Source organism: Methylobacterium sp. E-016 (genome assembly GCF_022829745.1).
Taxonomy (GTDB): Bacteria; Pseudomonadota; Alphaproteobacteria; order Rhizobiales; family Beijerinckiaceae; genus Methylobacterium.
Window position 1 is genome coordinate 39,032 of record NZ_JAKSYF010000131.1, and the last position, 15,677, is coordinate 54,708.

The following is a 15,677-nucleotide window of genomic DNA, read 5'->3' on the forward strand; positions in this document are numbered from 1 at the left end:
GCGCGGAAGTTCCAGAGCTTTCTTGCGGCGCAGGCGCGAACGGCCCGGATGCGGGGCCTTCCGCAACCACGGTAACCAGAGGGAAGTCAGCGATGTTCACGCTCGAGATCGAGGGCAAAGCCGTGGCGGTCATCAACGGCGACGAGGAGACCGCGCGCGACCTCTTCACCTGCGACGGCTTCAAGGAAGACATCCAGAAGATGACGAGCGACGGCGCGCCGCTCTGGAACGGCACCTCGGAGCTCAAGATCCGCGCCGCCAGCGAGGACGAGATCGAGATCTTCGAGGACGCGCTGGCGGAGGACGACGGCGAGGGCGACTTCGAGGACGATCCGCGCCACGCCGCCGCCAACGACGCCACCACCGAAGAGGGCGAGGACGACGAGGACGAAGCCGACATCGTCTTCCTCCTCGACATCGACGAGGCCGACGCCCTCGATTCGTGACAGGTTCGGGCGCGCTGGCCCGCCGGGCACCGGGCTGCCGGGCCCACTGAACGCTCCGGCGCCCAGCTTCACGTCCCCCCTCCCCCCCTCCGCGGGGGGAGGGAGAGCGCTTCGGGCGCAGCGTTCCCTAGGCCGAGAGCCACTCCGTCACGCCCGCCGCGGAACGGAAATCCTCCAGCGCCCGCACCCGCGCGTCGGGGAGCGCCGCGGCGGCCATCGTCGCGAGCGCGTGGCCGGGGCCGAGCTCGAGCACGGTGGTGGCGCCGTATTCCCGGCAGGCGTCGAGGCAGGCCGCCCAATCGATCGTGGTGGCGATCTGGCGCGCGAGCTTGTCGAGCCCGGCCGCGGCATCGAACACGGTGCTGCCGTCGAGCCCGCTGACCAGACGGGGCGCCGTGCGCGCCGGCTTGTCAGGAAGAGCCTCGCGCAGGGTTTCGCGGAAGCGGGCGGCGGCGTCCGCGAGGAGCGGGGTGTGCGACGGCGTCCGCACCGGAAGCAGCACCGCGCGCTGCGCGCCGGCCGCGAGGGCGTCGCGGCGGACGGCCTCCAATCCGCCGACCGCTCCGCCGATCACGACGCTGTCGGGCGCGTTCCGGATCGCGAGGTGGCAGCCCTGCGCGGTCGCCATCGCCGCGACCCGCGCCTGCGGCAGGCCGCGGATGCCGGCGAGGCCGTACCCCGAGCCGGAGGCCGCATCCATCGCCTCGGCTCGGGCCGCGGCGAGCGCCAGCACGGTCTCGGCCGAGAAGCGTCCGGCGCAGCCCCAGGCGGCCAAGTCGCCGATGCTGTAGCCGGCGACGATCCGGCGGCCGGGCGCCGCCTCCGAGACGAGGGTCCAGGCGGCGAGCGCCGCGACGCAGCACAGGATCTGCCCGGTGCGGTTCTCGTTCAGGGCCTCGCCGCCGGCGCGTGCGAGGTCGCGCGGGTCGGCCCCGAGCAGCGGCCGCGCCGCCGTGAACACGGCCTGCGCCGCCGGCAGGTCGGCGGTGAGATCGAACATTCCGGGATGCTGGGCGCCCTGCCCCGAGCAGAGGATCGCCAGCGTCATGGGCGCGGCGCCTCGATCGCGTCCACGAACAGCGTCATCGCCAGCAGGTCGGCCGCGCCGCCGGGGCTGAGGTTGCGCGCGACGAAGGCGCGGTGGAGGTCCTCCGCCGCGGCGCGCCAATCCGACCGGCCGACGCCGCCGGCCGTGATGAAGCCGGCGGCGGCGTCGCGGGCGAAGGCGTAGCCGGCCTCGCCGCCGCGATGCAGCAGGTTCGTGTCCTCCAAAGTGGCGATGAGCGCGAGGCAGGCCTCGACACGCGCCGCCTCCGGATCGTCCGGCCGCAGGCGCCGGCCGCGGTCGAGGGCCGGTAGGCCGACCCCGTAGAGGTGGGGGAAGCCGGAGGCCGCCTCGTGCGGCGCGCCGCCGACCCCGTGGCGGCGCCGGGCCTCGGCTCCGGGGGCGCGCAGCAGGACCGGGCCGTCGAGGATGGCGTCGCCGTAGCGTTGGCGGATCCGGCCGCCGAGCCCGCCGGCGGGGATCGTCTCGCCGGTGAACGACCCGGCGGCCGCGCAGAGCAGCCCGAGGCCGAAGATCGCGCCGCGATGGGTGTTCACGCCCCCGGTCGCCGCGCGCATCGCCGCCTCGGCCGCGATGCCGATGCGGCGCAGCGCCGGCATCGTCGCCTCCTGGGCGCCGGCGGCGGCGAGGTCGGCGAGGTAGGGCTCGATCGCCGCCGTGCTCGCCGCGAAGGTGGCGGCGTCCATGTCGGCATGGCTGCCGCTGTCGACGCGGCTGACGAGGCCGGGCTTGGGGTAGGTGTCGAGCTCGAGCCGCAACGCGGTTGCCGCCACGGCCGCGATGCGCCTGGCGCGCTCGGCGTCCCGCAGAGGCAGGCTCGGGCTCTTGGATCGTGCGGCTGTCGTCATGGCCTCTCGGCTTAGGGGACGGGGAAGGAGCGCCATCGGCTGGTGCCGCCCTCTATCGCCGCCTCGCCCGAATCCGGCAACCGCCACCGGCGCGACGGAAGATGCCGATGAACCTTGGCCCCGTCCGGTCGTTGCCGGTCCGATCCCCGCCCGCGTTCGGAGTAGCCCGCGATGCCCGATCTGAACAAAACCGCCGACGCCAAATTGCCCGTCGATCCCAAGAAGTCCGTCGACGCGAAGTCGATCGTCGACGCCCTCGTCAAGGCGCGCGGCGGAGCCCTGGCGGGCGCGGCCCTGGGCGGCCTCGCGCTGATCGGCGGCCTCGCCTTCCGGGCGCTGCGCGGCGGCAAGCCGGACGAGGCGCAGACGGCGGCGTTCCAGGACGTGCCGGAAGACGAGGCGCGCCTGATGCTGCGCGCGATGGTAGCAGCGACCGTGGCCGACGGCTTGGTCGACGCGGCCGAGCGGCGCCGGCTCGACGAGGCCGTCGCGGCGGCCGGCATCGATCGCGACGGGCGCGCCTGGCTCGAGCGCGAGCTCGCCAACCCGGCCGAGATCGACGAGATCGCCGACGCGGTCGACGATTCCGACGCCGCCGCCCGGATCTACGCCGCCGCGGCCCTGGCGATCGACCTCGACACGATGCAGGAGCGGCAGTTCCTCAAGATGCTGGCCGAGGCGCTCGACGTGCCGGCCGAGGCCGCGGCCCGCGTCGAGCGTGAACTCTCGGCCTGATCGTCGCGCCGCCGCACCTTCCGGTTGATGCCGGCGGGCGCGGCGGTGCTAGGTTCCGGCTGCGGCGCCACGGAAGACGGCGCCGCGGGGAACCGGGAACCGCATGTCCGAGGACAACACGACGCCGCCGCGGCGTCTCGCCGCCATCGCCCTGATCGGGAGCCTGCTCGCCCCGCCCGCCGCGGCGGCCAAGCCCGCAGGGCCGCTGACGATCGCCCGGCAGGGCAGCTTCTTCGTCGGCGGTCGCAGCGTCGCCTCCGACACCCTCTCGACGCTGCCGGCCTACGCACCCTCGGGCACGATCAGCGTCGACCAGGTCTACGTGCGCTACCAGATCCCGGTGGAGGCCAAGCGCCCGGCGATCGTCCTGATCCACGGCTGCTGCCTCACGGGCAAGACCTGGGAGACGACGCCGGACGGGCGCATGGGCTGGGACGAGTTCTTCGTCCGCGCCGGGTTCCCGACCTACGTGATCGACCAGGCCGGTCGCGGCCGCTCGGCGGTGGACCCGTCCAGGATCAACACGGTGAAGACCGGTCAGGCGGCGCCCGAGACGCTGCCGCCGGTGGTGTCGGCCGGCCAGGAGCCGGCCTGGGCGATCTTCCGCTTCGGCCCGAAATATCCGGAGGTGTTTCCCGGGATGCAGTTCCCGCTGGAGGCGCAGGCCGAGTTCTGGAAGCAGATGGTCGCCGACTGGGCCGCGGCCCTGCCGACCCCGAACCCGACCGTGCCGGCCCTGTCCGAGCTGGCCAAGACGATCGAGAAAACCGGGCTCGACGGCGCGATCCTGATCAGCCACTCGCAATCGGGCATCTACCCGTTCCAGACCGCCGCGCTCGATCGCGCCGGCATCCGCGGCCTCGTGGCGATCGAGCCAGCCGCCTGCCCCGATCCCGCCAAGGACGACCTGGCACCCTACAGGGACCTGCCGATCCTCGTGCTGTGGGGCGACTACGTCGAGCGCGTGCCGCGCTGGGCCCCGCGGCTGAAGCTCTGCCGCGCCTTCGTCGAGGCCGCCAACAAGGCTGGCGGCAAGGCGGAGCTGGTCCTGCTGCCCGACGTCGGCATGGCGGGCAACTCGCACATGCTGATGCAGGACAGGAACAGCCTCGACGTCGCCGCATGGCTGGCCGCCTGGCTCGACGCGCACGTGCCGCCGCGCCCGTGACGGTGGGCCGGCTCCGTCAGCCGGCCGCCTCGTCCTTCAAGGCCTGCAGCCCCTCGCGATAGGTCGGGAAGGCGAGGTCGACGCCGAGTTCCGCGCGGATCAGGCGGTTCCGCACGCGCTTGTTCTCGCCGTAGAAGCTGCGTGCCATCGGCGAGAGGTCGGCGGTCTCGAAGTCGACCTCCGGCGGGAGGGGCAGGCCGGTGAGCGCCGCGGCGTATTCCGTGACGGTCTGGGGTGGCGCCGGCTCGTCGTCGGTGACGTTGTAGACCGCGCCGTTGCGCGGCCGGTCGAGCGAGGCGAGCAGCGTCGCGGCGATGTCGTCGATGTGGATGCGGTTGAAGACCTGCCCCGCCTTGACGATGCGCTGGGATCGGCCGTCGCGCAGCTTCACGATCGGGTTGCGGCCCGGGCCGTAGATGCCCGACAGCCGAAACACCTGCACCGCCTTGCCGGTCTCGGCGCCGAGCGCCCGCCACGCGTTCTCGACGGCCAGCCGCCCCTGCGAGCGCGCGCTCTTCGGCGTCGCCGGCGTGGTCTCGTCGATCCAGGCGCCGCCCTGGTCGCCGTAGACGCCGATCGTCGAGAGGTAGCCGATCCAGCCGATCCGGCTCCGGGCGATGTCGTCGCGGAACCGCCGCAGCACCGGATCGCCGTCGCGGTCGGGCGGGACCGAGACGAGCAGCGCGTCGGCCGCCGCGAGGTCGGCGGGGATGCGCGGGTCGTCGGCCTCGGGGCCGAAGGCCCTCATCGACAGCCCGGTCTCCGCTTCGATCGCGCGGGCCTTGTCCGGCTCGGTCACCGTCGCGACGATCTGGGGAAACCGGCCGCGCGCGCATTCCGAGAAACGCCGGGCCGAGAAGCCGAGGCCGAAGACGAACAGGGTCATGATGGCATCTCCGCGGGCGGGTCGAGCGCGGCACGCCACTCGGCCCGAACGTCCGGATCGGTCTCGCCGAGCCCGTGGCGTTCGTAAAGGGGACGGCAGGCCGCGGCGCCGAGAAGCCTGCCGCAGGCCCAGACCGCCATGCCCCGCACGATCGCGGCCGGGTCCGCGAGGTTCCGCACGGCGGAGGACGCCAGCGCCGGGTCTCCCGAGTTGCCAACGGCGATGAGGACGTTGCGCAGGAAGCGGTCGCGGCCGGTGCGCTTCACCGGCGTCCCGGCGAAGCGCCTGCGGAAGGCGGCGTCGTCGAGGGCGGCGAGCTCGGCCAGCGGCGGCGCGTCGAGGCCGGGATCGGCGGCCATGCGCGCGTCCTGCGCGACGCGGGCGAACTTGTTCCAGGGGCAAACGGCGAGGCAGTCGTCGCAGCCGAACACCCGGTTGCCGATGGCGGTGCGGAACTCCGCGGCGATCGGGCCGGCATGCTCGATCGTCAGGTAGGAGATGCAGCGGCGCGCATCGAGCCGGTAGGGGCCCGGGAAGGCGTTGGTCGGGCAGATGTCGAGGCAGGCGCGGCACGAGCCGCAATGGTCGGGCTCGGGCGCGTCCGGCTCCAAGTCGGCCGAGGTGTAGATCGCGCCGAGCAGCAGCCAGTTGCCGTGATCGCGCGACAGCAGCACCGTGTGCTTGCCCTGCCAGCCGAGGCCGGCCGCCGCGGCCAGGGGCTTCTCCATCACCGGGGCGGTGTCGCAGAACACCTTCACCCGCACGTCGCCCTTGGCCGAGAGGTAGCCGCCGAGCTCCTTCAGCCGGCCCTTCACCACCTCGTGATAGTCGCGGCGCTGGGCGTAGGCCGCGATCGCGCCGCGATCCTTCTTCGCGAGCAGATCGAGCGGGTCGGTCTCCGGTCCGTAGTTCGTGGCGAGCATGATGATGCTGCGCACCCCCGGCCACAGGGTTTTGGGCGATGCACGCTGGTCGGCGCGGTCTTCCATCCAGTCCATCGTGCCGTGGGCGCCCTCGCCCAGCCACGCGGCGAGGCGTCCGGGCAATTCCGGCACCGCCTCCGGGCGGGTGACCTGCAGGTCGCAGAAGCCCAGGTGGCGGGCGCGGGCCTCGACGAGGCGGCGCAGGTCCCGGCCTGCGAAGATGCGGCGGTCGGTCAGAAATCCAGGTCCGCGTAATGCCCGGCCGGCGGCATGCCCGCGACCCGGTCGGCGAGCAGCGCGCGGAAGGAGGGCCGCGATTTCACGCGGGCGTACCAGTCGCGCGCGGTCTCGTCCTCGTCCCACGGCACGTCGCCGAGGTAGTCGACGCAGCTCAGATGCGCCGCGGCGGCGAGGTCGGCATAGGTCAGGTGGTCGCCGGCGATCCAGCGGCGCCGCGCCATCAGGTAGCCGATGTACTTCAGGTGGTAGCGGACGTTGGTGCGGGCGGCGCGGATCGCGTTCATGTCCGGCGGGCCGCCGCCGGTGGCGCTGGTCATGAAGCGCTTGGCGATCTTCTCGGTCACGAGGTAGCCGGTCACCTCCGCCTCGAACTTGACCAGGAACCAGTCCATCAGCCGGCGCACCTCGACCCGCTCGGCCGGATGGTCCGGCATCAGCCGGCGCCCGGTGAGGCCGAGGCCGCGGGTCTCGTCGAGGTATTCCGCGATGATGCCGCCGCCGGGCACGACCAGGCCGCCCTGCTCCATCAGCACCGGCGTGGTGCCGGCCGGGTTGATCAGCAGGAACTCGTCGCGCCTGTCCCAGGGCCGCTCCTCGACGAGGCTCGGCTCCAGGCCCATCTCGGCCAGGACGAGGCGGATGAAGCGCGAGTTGGCGCAGAAGGGAAAGTGATAGAGCGTCGCCATCGAGGCCGTTGTCGGACTGAAAAGGGCCGGCGGGACGCGCCGCACGGGACACCCGCGGGACCGAGCGTGGGATGATCATGATTGCTCGATCGTTGCCGCCTCATTAACACGCCGCACGGAACGCGGTAACCGCTCGTTCACCATCGTCGGCGAAGCCTGCGGGCGTCCCGCCGCGGGCGGCGATTCCACTTCCTCAGGCCGGTCGCCGGCCGGCGCGGCGCGAACGGTCGAGACCAGCGATGATGCGAGATCTGCGATGATGGATGCGATGAGCATCGCGAAGGCGGTCGTGCTCGCGGTCGTCGAGGGCGCGACCGAGTTCATCCCGGTCTCCTCCACCGGGCACCAGCTCCTGGTCGGGCACTTCATCGGGTTCCACTCGCCCAACAACACCTTCGAGGTGCTGATCCAGCTCGGCGCGATCCTGGCGATCCTGGCGGTGTATTTCCGCCGGCTGCTCGGCATCGCGTTCGCCCTGCCGAACGACCCGCAGGCGCGCCGGTTCGTGCTCGGCATCCTCCTCGCCTTCCTGCCGGCGGCGATCATCGGCGGCCTGTTCTCGAAGGTGATCAAGGCCTACCTGTTCAACCCGTGGATCGTCTGCGCGACCCTGGTCGCGGGCGGGCTCGTGCTGCTCGTCCTGGACGACACCGATCTCGAGGTGAAGAAGACCGACGTCTACGACTTCACCCTGCTGATGGACCTGAAGATCGGCATCTTCCAGTGCCTGGCGATGATCCCGGGCGTGTCGCGCTCCGGCGCCACCATCGTCGGCGCGATGCTGATGGGCGCCGACAAGCGCTCCGCCACCGAGTTCTCGTTCTACCTCGCGATGCCGACCATGGCCGGCGCCTTCGCCAAGGACCTGCTCGACAACTACAAGAACCTCAACGGCGACGACGTCGGGCTGATCGTCATCGGCTTCGTGGTGGCCTTCGTCTCGGCCCTCGTCGTGGTGCGGACGGTGCTCGACTACGTCTCCCGCCACGGCTTCTGGCTGTTCGCGTGGTGGCGCATCATCGTCGGCTCGGCGGGCTTCGCCGGCCTGATCATCTTTGGATAAAAAATACGGTCGCCGCCGTCGATTGCCTCGCCAGCGGGGCCGTGCGAGGGCAGACGGATGGGGAGAGCGGGCGAAAGACCCGCATCCCGGCACCGTTTGAAGGCCCTCCGCGATGGAAGACAGACCGCTTGCCGACCTCTTCGAGCCCGCGACCCGCGCGCGCTGGCTCGGCCTCGTCGAGGGCGTTCTGAAGGGCGCCGACTACGAGAAGCGCCTCGTCTCCAAGACGGCGGACGGCCTGCGCATCGAGCCGCTCTACGAGGCGGCCGAGCCCGTGCCGCAGCCGGTCCGCGCGGCCGGCCCGTGGCGCATCGCCCAGCGGGTCGACCATCCCGAGATCGAGCAGGCGAACCGGCAGGCGCTGGCCGACCTCGAAGGCGGCGCCGATGCGCTGACCCTGGTGTTCTCCGGCGCGCCGGCGGCCCACGGCTACGGCCTGACCGCACGCACGGTCGAAGAGCTGGAAGCCGCGCTTGCCGGCGTGATGCTGCCGCTGATCGGGTTGCGCGTCGACGCCGGCCCGCTCGGGCTGGAGGCGGCCCGCCTCGTGGTCGAGCTGGCGAAGGCGCGCGGCGAGGACCTGTCGGCCTGCGACCTCGACCTCGGCATCGATCCGGTGGGCACGCTTGCCGCCTCGGGCAGCCTCGGGGCGGTGTGGTCCGAGATCGCGCCGAAGCTCGGGCAGGCGGTGAAGGACTTCGACGCCGCCGGCTTCACCGGGCGTGCGCTCCTGGCCGACGGGAGGCCCTATCACGAGGCCGGCGCCGGCGAGGCGGCCGAGCTGGGCGCGGTGCTCGCCACGGCCGTGACCTATCTCCGGGCGCTGGAGGCGGAAGGGGTGTCGCTGGAACGGGCCCGCGACGCGGTCGGGATCCTGCTCGTGACCGACGCGGACGAGTTCCTCACCATCGCGAAGTTTCGGGCGATGCGCCGGCTCTGGGCCCGCATCGAGCAGGCCTGCGGGCTCGCTCCGAAGCCGCTGCGGCTCCAGGCCGAGACCGCGTGGCGGATGATGACCCGGCGCGACCCCTTCGTGAACATCCTGCGGACCGCGATGGCGGCGACCGGGGCCGGGCTCGGCGGCGCAGACGCCGTCACCGCCCTGCCCTACACCCAGGCGCTGGGTCTCCCCGACGCCTTCGCCCGGCGGGTGGCGCGCAACAGCCAGATCGTGCTGATCGAGGAATCGAACCTCGCCCGCGTCGCCGATCCGGCCGCCGGCGCCGGCGGCTTCGAGAGCCTGACCGCGCAGCTGGCCGAGGCCGGCTGGGAGGCGTTCCAGGCGATCGAGCGCGAGGGCGGCATCGTCGCCTCGCTCAGCGTCGGCAAGCTCCAGCGCCGGATCGAGATCACCCGGGAGACGCGGGCGAAGAACGTCGCGACGCGGCGCGAGGCGCTGACCGGCGCCACCGAATTCCCCTACCTCGCCGAGAAGTCGGTCGCGGTGCTCGACGTGGCGCCCGTCGCCGCCCCCCCGGCGGCGAGCTTCGGCAGCGGAACGGCGGTCGCCTGCGACGCCCTGCCGTCGCAGCGGCTCGCCGAGCCCTACGAGGCCCTGCGCGACGCCTCCGACGGCTTCCTCGACAAGACCGGGAAGCGCCCGCAGGTGTTCTTGGCCAATCTCGGCCCGGTCGCGGTGTTCAACGCCCGCTCGACCTTCGCCGCCAACGCCTTCGCCGCCGGCGGCATCGAGGCGCTGAGCAACGACGGGTTCCCCGACGATGCGAGCCTCGCCGAGGCGTTCAAGGTCTCGGGTGCGGCGCTCGCCTGCCTGTGCTCCTCCGACGCCGTCTACGAAGCCCGCGCCGTCTCCGCGGCGAAGGCCCTGGCGGCGGCCGGCGCCGGGACGATCTACCTCGCGGGCAAGCCGGGGGCGGATCTCGCCGAACCGCTCGCGGCGGCGGGCGTCCACGGCTTCCTCCATGCCGGCGGCGACCTCCTGGCGCTGCTGAACGACGCCCTGAGGCGGGCCGCCCGCGCCTGAGCGGGGAAATCGGCAACCGATCCGGCCGTCGCGTGTTTCGAAGCGGACATGCCTGCACGCCCGCGCGGTGCGTGCCGGGCACTCGACACGCTCGCCCGATCGGGATCCGATGAAAGCACTGACGCTGGCCTCCGCCTTCCTCATCCTCGCAGCCGCCGGCCTCAGCCCCGCCGACGCGGCCCGGAAGAAGGTCCAGATCCCCGACCGCTACGACGGCAACTGGAGCATCGAGGTCATCACCGAATCCGGCATCTGCGACCGGGCCTATCGCTACGGCGTGCGGATCCAGCGCGGCGAGGCCAGCTATCCCGGCGGCGATTTCGCGATCAGCGGCCGGGTCGCGACCAACGGGTCGGTGCGCGCGACGATCTCGAACGGGGCGGCGACCGCCAACGTCGTCGGGCGCCTCGGCCGCCAGGGGACCGGCACCGGCACCTGGTCGACCCAGGGCGGCCCCGAATGCAGCGGTCGCTGGAACGCCGAGCGCCGCGGCTAGGACGCTCCCAGGCGAAACCGGCGGTCGAAGCGGCGGTGGCGGGGGCGCCGCTGTGACGCGGAAGCGACGATGGCGCAGGATCGCGCCCGGCGCGTGCGCTGCGGCGCGGACGGCCCTGTTCCCGACAAAATCCCTGGGGAATACTCGCCTCGATCGATCACTCGTTCGAGGCTTCCCGCGCCATGAAGACCCCGCTGCTCGGTGCGCTCGCATTCCTCCTCGCCCTCGCGCCGGCCACGGCGCGCGAGCGTTCGAAGCCCGAGGCGGACAAGGTGCTGGCGCCGCTGCAGCAGGCCGCGACCGATTGCTTCGCCGAGACGGTGATGGCCAACCCGGGCGCGATGAACCACGCCCGCGCCGGTCGCTGGTTCCAGGCCGCCGGCGTGATCGGCTTTCTCTGCCGTCCCGAGGTCGACGCGATGATCGCGGCGCATGATCGCCTCTACGGCGGCGGCACCGGCGCCAAGTTCTTCAAGGGCGCCTACGCCCGCCATCTCGACCAGCAGCTCGCGCTCCGCCTCCAGCTGATGCTGGAGCGCAAGACCGTCGCCAGCGCCGAGCCGCCGGCCGACAAGGCCGCCGCCGACGAGGCCCCGGGCGAGTGACGCCGCGCGCGTGACGGCGCGGCGATGCCCTACGAGCTCTATTAATGGCCGATGCTGCAGGGCCGCGGCGAGTTCGTGCGCCTCGCCCTGGAAGAGGCCGGCGCGGCCTACGTCGACGTCGCCCGCGAGGCGGAGACCGACGGTCTCGGCCTGCCGGCGCTGACGCGGATCCTGGAGGATCTCGACGAGCCGCGCCCGGCCTTCGCACCGCCCTTCCTGCGCGACGGCGACGTGGTCGTCGGGCAGACGGCGGCGATCCTGCTCTATCTCGGCCCGCGGCTCGGGTTGGTCGGAGCGGCCGAGGGCGAGCGGATCTGGACGCACCAGATCCAGCTCACCATCGCCGACATGGTGGCCGAGGCGCACGACACCCACCACCCGATCGCGGCCGGCCTCGCCTACGAGGACCAGACGACCGAAGCCGCGCGCCGCGCCGCGCATTTCCGCGCCGACCGCATCCCCGAGTTCTTGGCGTGGTTCGAGCACGTGCTCACCCGCAACGACGGCACCCACCTCGTCGGCGATCGCCTGAGCTACGCCGACCTGTCGCTGTTCCAGCTGATCGACGGGCTGCGCTACGCCTTCCCGAAGGCGATGGCGGCGCGGCTCCCCGACCATCCGCGCGTGGCCGCGCTGCACGCGACGGTCGCGGTGCGCCCGCGGATCGCGGCCTACCTCGCGAGCCCGCGCCGGATCCCGTTCAACGAGCAGGGCATCTTCCGCCGCTACGCCGCGCTCGACGGATGACGCCGGGGCGGCGGCCCTGAGCGATCTTGGGGCGCCGACGCGAGGACTGCGATCAGCTGGACGCGGTCGACCGCCCCGCCGTCACCGTGAGACGCAGGCCGGCTTCCTTCTGAACGGTGCCAAGGATCGAGAACAAGTTGCTGGCCGTCGGGTTTCCGGCGGCGCTGAGCATCCGCATCAAGCTCTTCGTCGAGGAGCCGGTTTCGGTGGCAAGGCGCTCGAACCCGATGGTCGCGTGGATGTAGTCGCGCAACACCGTCTTGCCGACGTCGATCTCGCCGGCAAGGAAGCTCTCGACCGCCTCCGTCAGCAGGGCCTCCCGAAAGGCCGGATCGCGCGCGGCACGCGCCTTCACGGTGTCCTTGAAACTGCGCATAAGCGGCATCAGCGTCCTTGCGCCTTGCGTTGCTTGTAGGCGACCCAATTCTCGATCGCCCGATCGATGTCGGCTTGCTGACGGCGCTTCGTGCCGCCGCAGAGCAGAATGATCAATGTTTCGCCGTCTCTGCCGAAATACAATCGGTAGCCCGGACCGAAATCGAGCCGGTATTCCTGCACCCCCGAGCCGACGGATTTGACATGGGAGAGATTGCCCTTCTCGATCCGTGCCAGCGCGATCGTCACCTTGGCCGCAGCGAACGGATCGAGCCTGCCGAACCAGTCGGCGAACGGCGATCGATGGGAATCGTCGATGAATTCGAGGATCTTCACTTAGGATAGTACCATATAGGGCACCATACAAGGCGACATCGTTCCGCTCGTCAGCGTTGCCCGTCTCACGAGGCCGCCTTCTCCCCCCGCCCGCGATACGACAGCGCTTCGGCGAGGTGGAGGCGGCGAACCGTCGGCTCGCCGTCGAGGTCGGCGAGCGTGCGGGCGACGCGCAGCGTCCGGTGGAAGCCGCGGGCGGTCAGCCGCATGCTCTCGGCGGCGGTGCGGATCAGCGCGGCGCCGTCGGCATCCGGGGCGGCAACCCGCTCGATCAGGCTGGCCGGGCAGGTCGCATTGGTGGTGCCCGCGGCCAAGCCCGCGGCGTCGTAGCGCGCGGTCTGGCGGTCGCGCGCTGCCGCGACCCGCGAGGCGGCCTCGCGCGAGCCCTCGGCCGGCGGCGGCAGGATCAGGTCGGCGGCGGTCACCGCCGCGACCTCGATGCGCAGGTCGATCCGGTCGAGCAACGGCCCGGAGATGCGGGCGCCGTACTGCGCCATGCAACGTTCGTTCGGGCCACGTCGGCAGGCATAGCCCGGCTCCAGCGCCTGCCCGCACCGGCACGGGTTCATCGCGGCGACCAGCTGGAAGCGGGCCGGGTAGGTGATGCGGTGGTTGGCGCGCGCGATCATGATCTCGCCGGTCTCCATCGGCTGGCGCAGCGAATCGAGGACCTGCGGCGTGAACTCCGGTATTAGGGCGCAAACGCCACAAGCGTTCTCAGCACCTTAGCCCCATCTCGGGGCTATGAAAAACGAGCATGTGCTGAGCGGCTTAGTCCGCAAGCGGGCCGAGATCGCTGGCCAGATCGAACACACGCAGGCCGAGCTGCGAAGGCTCGTCACAGACCTGGACGCGATCGACGCGGCCATCCGCATCTTCGATCCCGACGCGGACACGGGAGCCATCCCGAACCGCCAATACCCGCCCCGTCACGCCGCTTTCCGCGGCGAGATGATGCGACATGTCATGGGAGCCCTACGCCTCGCGGAAAGTCCTGTGACCTCCCGCGACATCGCCCGAACCGTGATGACGGCGCGCGGGCTCAACCCCGACGATCCCACCATGTTGCAGATGATCCGAAAGCGGGTCGGCGCCTGCCTGTGGAAACTCAAGCAGGGTAAGCACGCGCGGGAAGTGCCGATAGAGGGGGAATTGAAGGGCTGGGTGCGAGACTAGCCGCCCCACCCCTTGAGGCCGGGTGCGCACTTATCCGTTGAAAGCTTCTGGGTAACAACTAGATCGTCTCAGGATAACCGGGAGCGCTCAATGTCGGACGAGGTTCTAAGGAACGCACTAAAGGATTTTAAAAGAAGCGTTGAGATTACCCGCGACGTACGCTTCCAGGCCAACCTTCGATTAGCCAGTCGACAAAGGGGATCATCGTATATAGTTTCGCTCCTATCATTATATGTTATAGCGCTATCTCTCATACCAAATATCCTAAAATTAGAGCAATCTCAGAATCAAATATTGCTAGCTTGCTCGGTTGTACTTTCGGTCTTTGTAATATTCACATCTTTGCTTGACGGCTCACAAAACTTTTACCACCAGGGAGAGCTATTGCACCAGTGCGCTAGAAAAATTGCAACAATCAACTACGAGCTAAAAAACATTGATCTTGAGAAAGACATTGAATCAGCACGGGGTCGCCTCGAAGAATTGCAAAGGAACTATCAGAGTGCACTTGATGAGTGCCCCATAAACCACGACAACGTTGATTTCTATAGGGAGATCGTCCACAAGCCGCATCTCTTTGCGAAGGAGTACCCATGGAGTTGGCAGTTTCCCCACAGGACATGGTATAGAATTAAGACATTTCTACTTGTAAATTCTTGGTGGTTTGGACATTTATTGGCTGGGGCAATTATCACATATATCGTATACAGGTATGTATTTACAGGAGCGATACTGATAACAACGGGGGGCGGTCAGTAGGTATTGACCTTGGCCCCATTAAATGAGATATTTGGTACGTCGTGCCTTTTTCTGAGTGTGGAGGCATGAGCTGTTAGGCGGCTTTTAGGTGACGCTGCCAGTACCCGCAGAAATCCACGGACGGGCCGCGCTTCATCGCCAGCCCGGCAACGCGTTCGTACTGAGCGCCGTTCGCCTCCCGGCGGTGATCCTCGCGCCATGACGCCTCTTGGGCGTAGCGAAGGAGATACACGCCCGCGATGTGGTGGTGATGCCCTGCCTCGGCGCGACGTAGGCGGGAGAAATACTCCTCAGCCATGTTCGTGCAGGCGCCGGCCTCGCTGTAGGCCTGCTGGTGATTTATGCGTTTGACCTCGTACTGCGCGTGGAGCGCATCCCAGGATGACGCTTCGTCGGCGTGAACGACGGTGCCCTTAGCGACGCGGGACTTGATGAAGGAGAGCGCCGCGCCCTCGGTGCGGAACACCGCCGGAACCGAGTTGCCGCCACGCTCGCGCACGATGACGACGCACTCGCGCTTGCCGTTCTGGTTGCGGGCGAGCCGGCGATCGACGCGGTTGGCCTTGTGGTTGGCGGGCTTGATGTAGCCACCGAAGTAGCCGCCATCGACCTCAACCGTTTTGCCCTCACCGCCGACGACGCGGCCCTTCATCTCGACGGCCATCGCCTCGCGCAGTTTGTGGCACAGCACGAAAGCGCACTTGTAGGAGACGCCCAGGTCGCGCGTCAGGGCTAGGGCGCTCTTGCCCTTCACTTCGTTGACGAAGATGGCGATGGCCGCGAGGTAGCCACGCAGGGGCAGCTTGTGTGAGGCGAACAAGGTGCCCGAGGTGATGGAGAAGTCTTTGCGGCAGGCGCGGCAGCGAAAGCGCGGAGCGCCGTTCGGACGGCGGCAATCGTAGGCGTCGAGGCCGCCGCAGTGGTAGCACACCGGGTCTCCGCTCGTCTCAGGCCAACGGACCATGCGGAACGTCGCCTCGGCCTGGTCGTCCGTCATCCGCATCACCTGGGCGAGGCTCAGGGTCTTGGCGCGAGAGGAGAGGAGGAAATGCTGGGCCACGTCAGCTACCTATCGAATTCGATAGCTAACGGATATGATAGGTTTGACGATGCGTCAAGCGCATTCTATCGTTTTTGA

19 protein-coding genes and 1 pseudogene are annotated in these 15,677 nt (G+C 70.0%); 10 read left to right on the top strand and 10 right to left on the bottom strand.

Features of this window, described 5'->3' with window-relative positions; all coding sequences use genetic code 11:
- Positions 1 to 92: 92 nt before the first annotated feature.
- Complete coding sequence (locus tag MKK68_RS18630; RefSeq protein ID WP_147728881.1) at positions 93 to 446, top strand: hypothetical protein; 354 nt, start codon at positions 93 to 95, stop codon at positions 444 to 446.
- A gap of 127 nt (positions 447 to 573) precedes the next feature.
- Here the strand turns inward: MKK68_RS18630 and MKK68_RS18635 are convergent, their stop codons facing one another.
- Together MKK68_RS18635 and mdcB are read right to left on the bottom strand one after the other, a co-directional pair.
- Positions 574 to 1,494 carry an acyltransferase domain-containing protein gene (locus tag MKK68_RS18635; protein ID WP_243934978.1) on the bottom strand — a complete coding sequence of 307 codons (921 nt, stop codon included), beginning with the start codon at positions 1,492 to 1,494 and terminating at the stop codon, positions 574 to 576.
- Positions 1,491 to 2,360, bottom strand: coding sequence for a triphosphoribosyl-dephospho-CoA synthase MdcB (gene mdcB, locus MKK68_RS18640; protein WP_244032198.1), 870 nt, complete (start codon positions 2,358 to 2,360; stop codon positions 1,491 to 1,493). Before mdcB ends, MKK68_RS18635 begins: the two co-directional genes overlap by 4 nt.
- Before the next feature lie 171 nt (positions 2,361 to 2,531).
- On the opposite strand from mdcB, the gene MKK68_RS18645 reads away from it, so the two are divergent.
- Positions 2,532 to 3,095, top strand: a complete 564-nt coding sequence (locus MKK68_RS18645; protein WP_147843403.1) for a DUF533 domain-containing protein — start codon at positions 2,532 to 2,534, stop codon at positions 3,093 to 3,095.
- A 103-nt stretch (positions 3,096 to 3,198) separates the two neighbouring features.
- Positions 3,199 to 4,263, top strand: coding sequence for an esterase (locus MKK68_RS18650; RefSeq protein WP_244032200.1), 1,065 nt, complete (start codon positions 3,199 to 3,201; stop codon positions 4,261 to 4,263).
- 16 nt (positions 4,264 to 4,279) lie between these two features.
- Here the strand turns inward: MKK68_RS18650 and MKK68_RS18655 are convergent, their stop codons facing one another.
- The 4 genes from MKK68_RS18655 to MKK68_RS18670 form a co-directional block, all read right to left on the bottom strand.
- Complete coding sequence (locus tag MKK68_RS18655) at positions 4,280 to 5,149, bottom strand: SDR family oxidoreductase (RefSeq protein WP_244032202.1); 870 nt, start codon at positions 5,147 to 5,149, stop codon at positions 4,280 to 4,282.
- Positions 5,146 to 6,204, bottom strand: a complete 1,059-nt coding sequence (gene queG / locus MKK68_RS18660) for a tRNA epoxyqueuosine(34) reductase QueG (RefSeq protein ID WP_244032209.1) — start codon at positions 6,202 to 6,204, stop codon at positions 5,146 to 5,148. The genes MKK68_RS18655 and queG overlap by 4 nt, the downstream gene beginning before the upstream one ends.
- A 101-nt stretch (positions 6,205 to 6,305) precedes the next feature.
- The gene (locus tag MKK68_RS18665) at positions 6,306 to 6,998 is read right to left on the bottom strand and encodes a glutathione S-transferase family protein (protein ID WP_147727635.1); all 693 of its coding nucleotides are present in this window, start codon (positions 6,996 to 6,998) and stop codon (positions 6,306 to 6,308) included.
- 75 nt (positions 6,999 to 7,073) lie between these two features.
- Positions 7,074 to 7,274 carry a hypothetical protein gene (locus MKK68_RS18670; RefSeq protein ID WP_147895768.1) on the bottom strand — a complete coding sequence of 67 codons (201 nt, stop codon included), beginning with the start codon at positions 7,272 to 7,274 and terminating at the stop codon, positions 7,074 to 7,076.
- Here MKK68_RS18670 and MKK68_RS18675 point away from each other — a divergent pair.
- The 5 genes from MKK68_RS18675 to MKK68_RS18695 all read left to right on the top strand — a co-directional run bounded on the left by MKK68_RS18675 (position 7,258) and on the right by MKK68_RS18695 (position 11,893).
- Positions 7,258 to 8,061: an undecaprenyl-diphosphate phosphatase gene (locus MKK68_RS18675; RefSeq protein ID WP_244032359.1), complete on the top strand. Its 804-nt coding sequence runs from the start codon at positions 7,258 to 7,260 to the stop codon at positions 8,059 to 8,061. The genes MKK68_RS18670 and MKK68_RS18675 overlap by 17 nt on opposite strands.
- A gap of 112 nt (positions 8,062 to 8,173) precedes the next feature.
- Positions 8,174 to 10,045, top strand: a complete 1,872-nt coding sequence (locus MKK68_RS18680) for a methylmalonyl-CoA mutase subunit beta (protein WP_147727634.1) — start codon at positions 8,174 to 8,176, stop codon at positions 10,043 to 10,045.
- Positions 10,046 to 10,154: 109 nt separating this feature from the next.
- Positions 10,155 to 10,541, top strand: a complete 387-nt coding sequence (locus MKK68_RS18685) for a hypothetical protein (protein WP_147727633.1) — start codon at positions 10,155 to 10,157, stop codon at positions 10,539 to 10,541.
- 182 nt (positions 10,542 to 10,723) lie between these two features.
- On the top strand, positions 10,724 to 11,146 hold the full coding sequence (locus MKK68_RS18690; protein WP_244032211.1) for a hypothetical protein: 423 nt from the start codon (positions 10,724 to 10,726) through the stop codon (positions 11,144 to 11,146).
- Between the two features lie 51 nt (positions 11,147 to 11,197).
- The gene (locus tag MKK68_RS18695; protein ID WP_244032213.1) at positions 11,198 to 11,893 is read left to right on the top strand and encodes a glutathione S-transferase; all 696 of its coding nucleotides are present in this window, start codon (positions 11,198 to 11,200) and stop codon (positions 11,891 to 11,893) included.
- A 52-nt stretch (positions 11,894 to 11,945) separates the two neighbouring features.
- Here MKK68_RS18695 and MKK68_RS18700 read toward each other — a convergent pair whose 3' ends face one another.
- The 3 genes and pseudogenes from MKK68_RS18700 to MKK68_RS18710 form a co-directional block, all read right to left on the bottom strand.
- Positions 11,946 to 12,278, bottom strand: a complete 333-nt coding sequence (locus MKK68_RS18700; RefSeq protein ID WP_244032215.1) for a DNA-binding protein — start codon at positions 12,276 to 12,278, stop codon at positions 11,946 to 11,948.
- A complete protein-coding gene (locus MKK68_RS18705) occupies positions 12,278 to 12,604 on the bottom strand; it encodes a type II toxin-antitoxin system RelE/ParE family toxin (RefSeq protein WP_244032217.1) in 327 nt (108 codons plus the stop codon). The genes MKK68_RS18700 and MKK68_RS18705 overlap by 1 nt, the downstream gene beginning before the upstream one ends.
- Positions 12,605 to 12,669: 65 nt before the next feature.
- Positions 12,670 to 13,296, bottom strand: a pseudogene (locus MKK68_RS18710) (ATP-binding protein); the annotation flags it as partial.
- A gap of 52 nt (positions 13,297 to 13,348) precedes the next feature.
- Between MKK68_RS18710 and MKK68_RS18715 the strand changes: the two are divergent.
- Together MKK68_RS18715 and MKK68_RS18720 are read left to right on the top strand one after the other, a co-directional pair.
- Complete coding sequence (locus MKK68_RS18715; protein WP_244032219.1) at positions 13,349 to 13,780, top strand: hypothetical protein; 432 nt, start codon at positions 13,349 to 13,351, stop codon at positions 13,778 to 13,780.
- Between the two features lie 90 nt (positions 13,781 to 13,870).
- Positions 13,871 to 14,539 carry an SLATT domain-containing protein gene (locus MKK68_RS18720; RefSeq protein ID WP_244032221.1) on the top strand — a complete coding sequence of 223 codons (669 nt, stop codon included), beginning with the start codon at positions 13,871 to 13,873 and terminating at the stop codon, positions 14,537 to 14,539.
- Positions 14,540 to 14,612: 73 nt separating this feature from the next.
- On the opposite strand, the gene MKK68_RS18725 is transcribed toward MKK68_RS18720, so the two are convergent.
- On the bottom strand, positions 14,613 to 15,599 hold the full coding sequence (locus MKK68_RS18725) for an IS1595 family transposase (protein ID WP_244032224.1): 987 nt from the start codon (positions 15,597 to 15,599) through the stop codon (positions 14,613 to 14,615).
- Positions 15,600 to 15,677 lie beyond the last annotated feature (78 nt).

Excerpts from the sequence above, each read along its gene's own strand:
- MKK68_RS18655 (WP_244032202.1), bottom strand. The coding sequence starts at position 5,149 with ATGACCCTGTTCGTCTTCGGCCTCGGCTTCTCGGCCCGGCGTTTCTCG.
- MKK68_RS18650 (WP_244032200.1), top strand. The coding sequence starts at position 3,199 with ATGTCCGAGGACAACACGACGCCGCCGCGGCGTCTCGCCGCCATCGCC.
- MKK68_RS18680 (WP_147727634.1), top strand. The coding sequence starts at position 8,174 with ATGGAAGACAGACCGCTTGCCGACCTCTTCGAGCCCGCGACCCGCGCG.
- MKK68_RS18645 (WP_147843403.1), top strand. The coding sequence starts at position 2,532 with ATGCCCGATCTGAACAAAACCGCCGACGCCAAATTGCCCGTCGATCCC.
- MKK68_RS18685 (WP_147727633.1), top strand. The coding sequence starts at position 10,155 with ATGAAAGCACTGACGCTGGCCTCCGCCTTCCTCATCCTCGCAGCCGCC.
- MKK68_RS18635 (WP_243934978.1), bottom strand. The coding sequence starts at position 1,494 with ATGACGCTGGCGATCCTCTGCTCGGGGCAGGGCGCCCAGCATCCCGGA.
- MKK68_RS18700 (WP_244032215.1), bottom strand. The coding sequence starts at position 12,278 with ATGCCGCTTATGCGCAGTTTCAAGGACACCGTGAAGGCGCGTGCCGCG.
- MKK68_RS18665 (WP_147727635.1), bottom strand. The coding sequence starts at position 6,998 with ATGGCGACGCTCTATCACTTTCCCTTCTGCGCCAACTCGCGCTTCATC.
- MKK68_RS18675 (WP_244032359.1), top strand. The coding sequence starts at position 7,258 with ATGGATGCGATGAGCATCGCGAAGGCGGTCGTGCTCGCGGTCGTCGAG.
- MKK68_RS18690 (WP_244032211.1), top strand. The coding sequence starts at position 10,724 with ATGAAGACCCCGCTGCTCGGTGCGCTCGCATTCCTCCTCGCCCTCGCG.
- MKK68_RS18670 (WP_147895768.1), bottom strand. The coding sequence starts at position 7,274 with ATGCTCATCGCATCCATCATCGCAGATCTCGCATCATCGCTGGTCTCG.
- mdcB (WP_244032198.1), bottom strand. The coding sequence starts at position 2,360 with ATGACGACAGCCGCACGATCCAAGAGCCCGAGCCTGCCTCTGCGGGAC.
- MKK68_RS18715 (WP_244032219.1), top strand. The coding sequence starts at position 13,349 with ATGAAAAACGAGCATGTGCTGAGCGGCTTAGTCCGCAAGCGGGCCGAG.
- MKK68_RS18695 (WP_244032213.1), top strand. The coding sequence starts at position 11,198 with ATGCTGCAGGGCCGCGGCGAGTTCGTGCGCCTCGCCCTGGAAGAGGCC.
- MKK68_RS18630 (WP_147728881.1), top strand. The coding sequence starts at position 93 with ATGTTCACGCTCGAGATCGAGGGCAAAGCCGTGGCGGTCATCAACGGC.
- MKK68_RS18720 (WP_244032221.1), top strand. The coding sequence starts at position 13,871 with ATGTCGGACGAGGTTCTAAGGAACGCACTAAAGGATTTTAAAAGAAGC.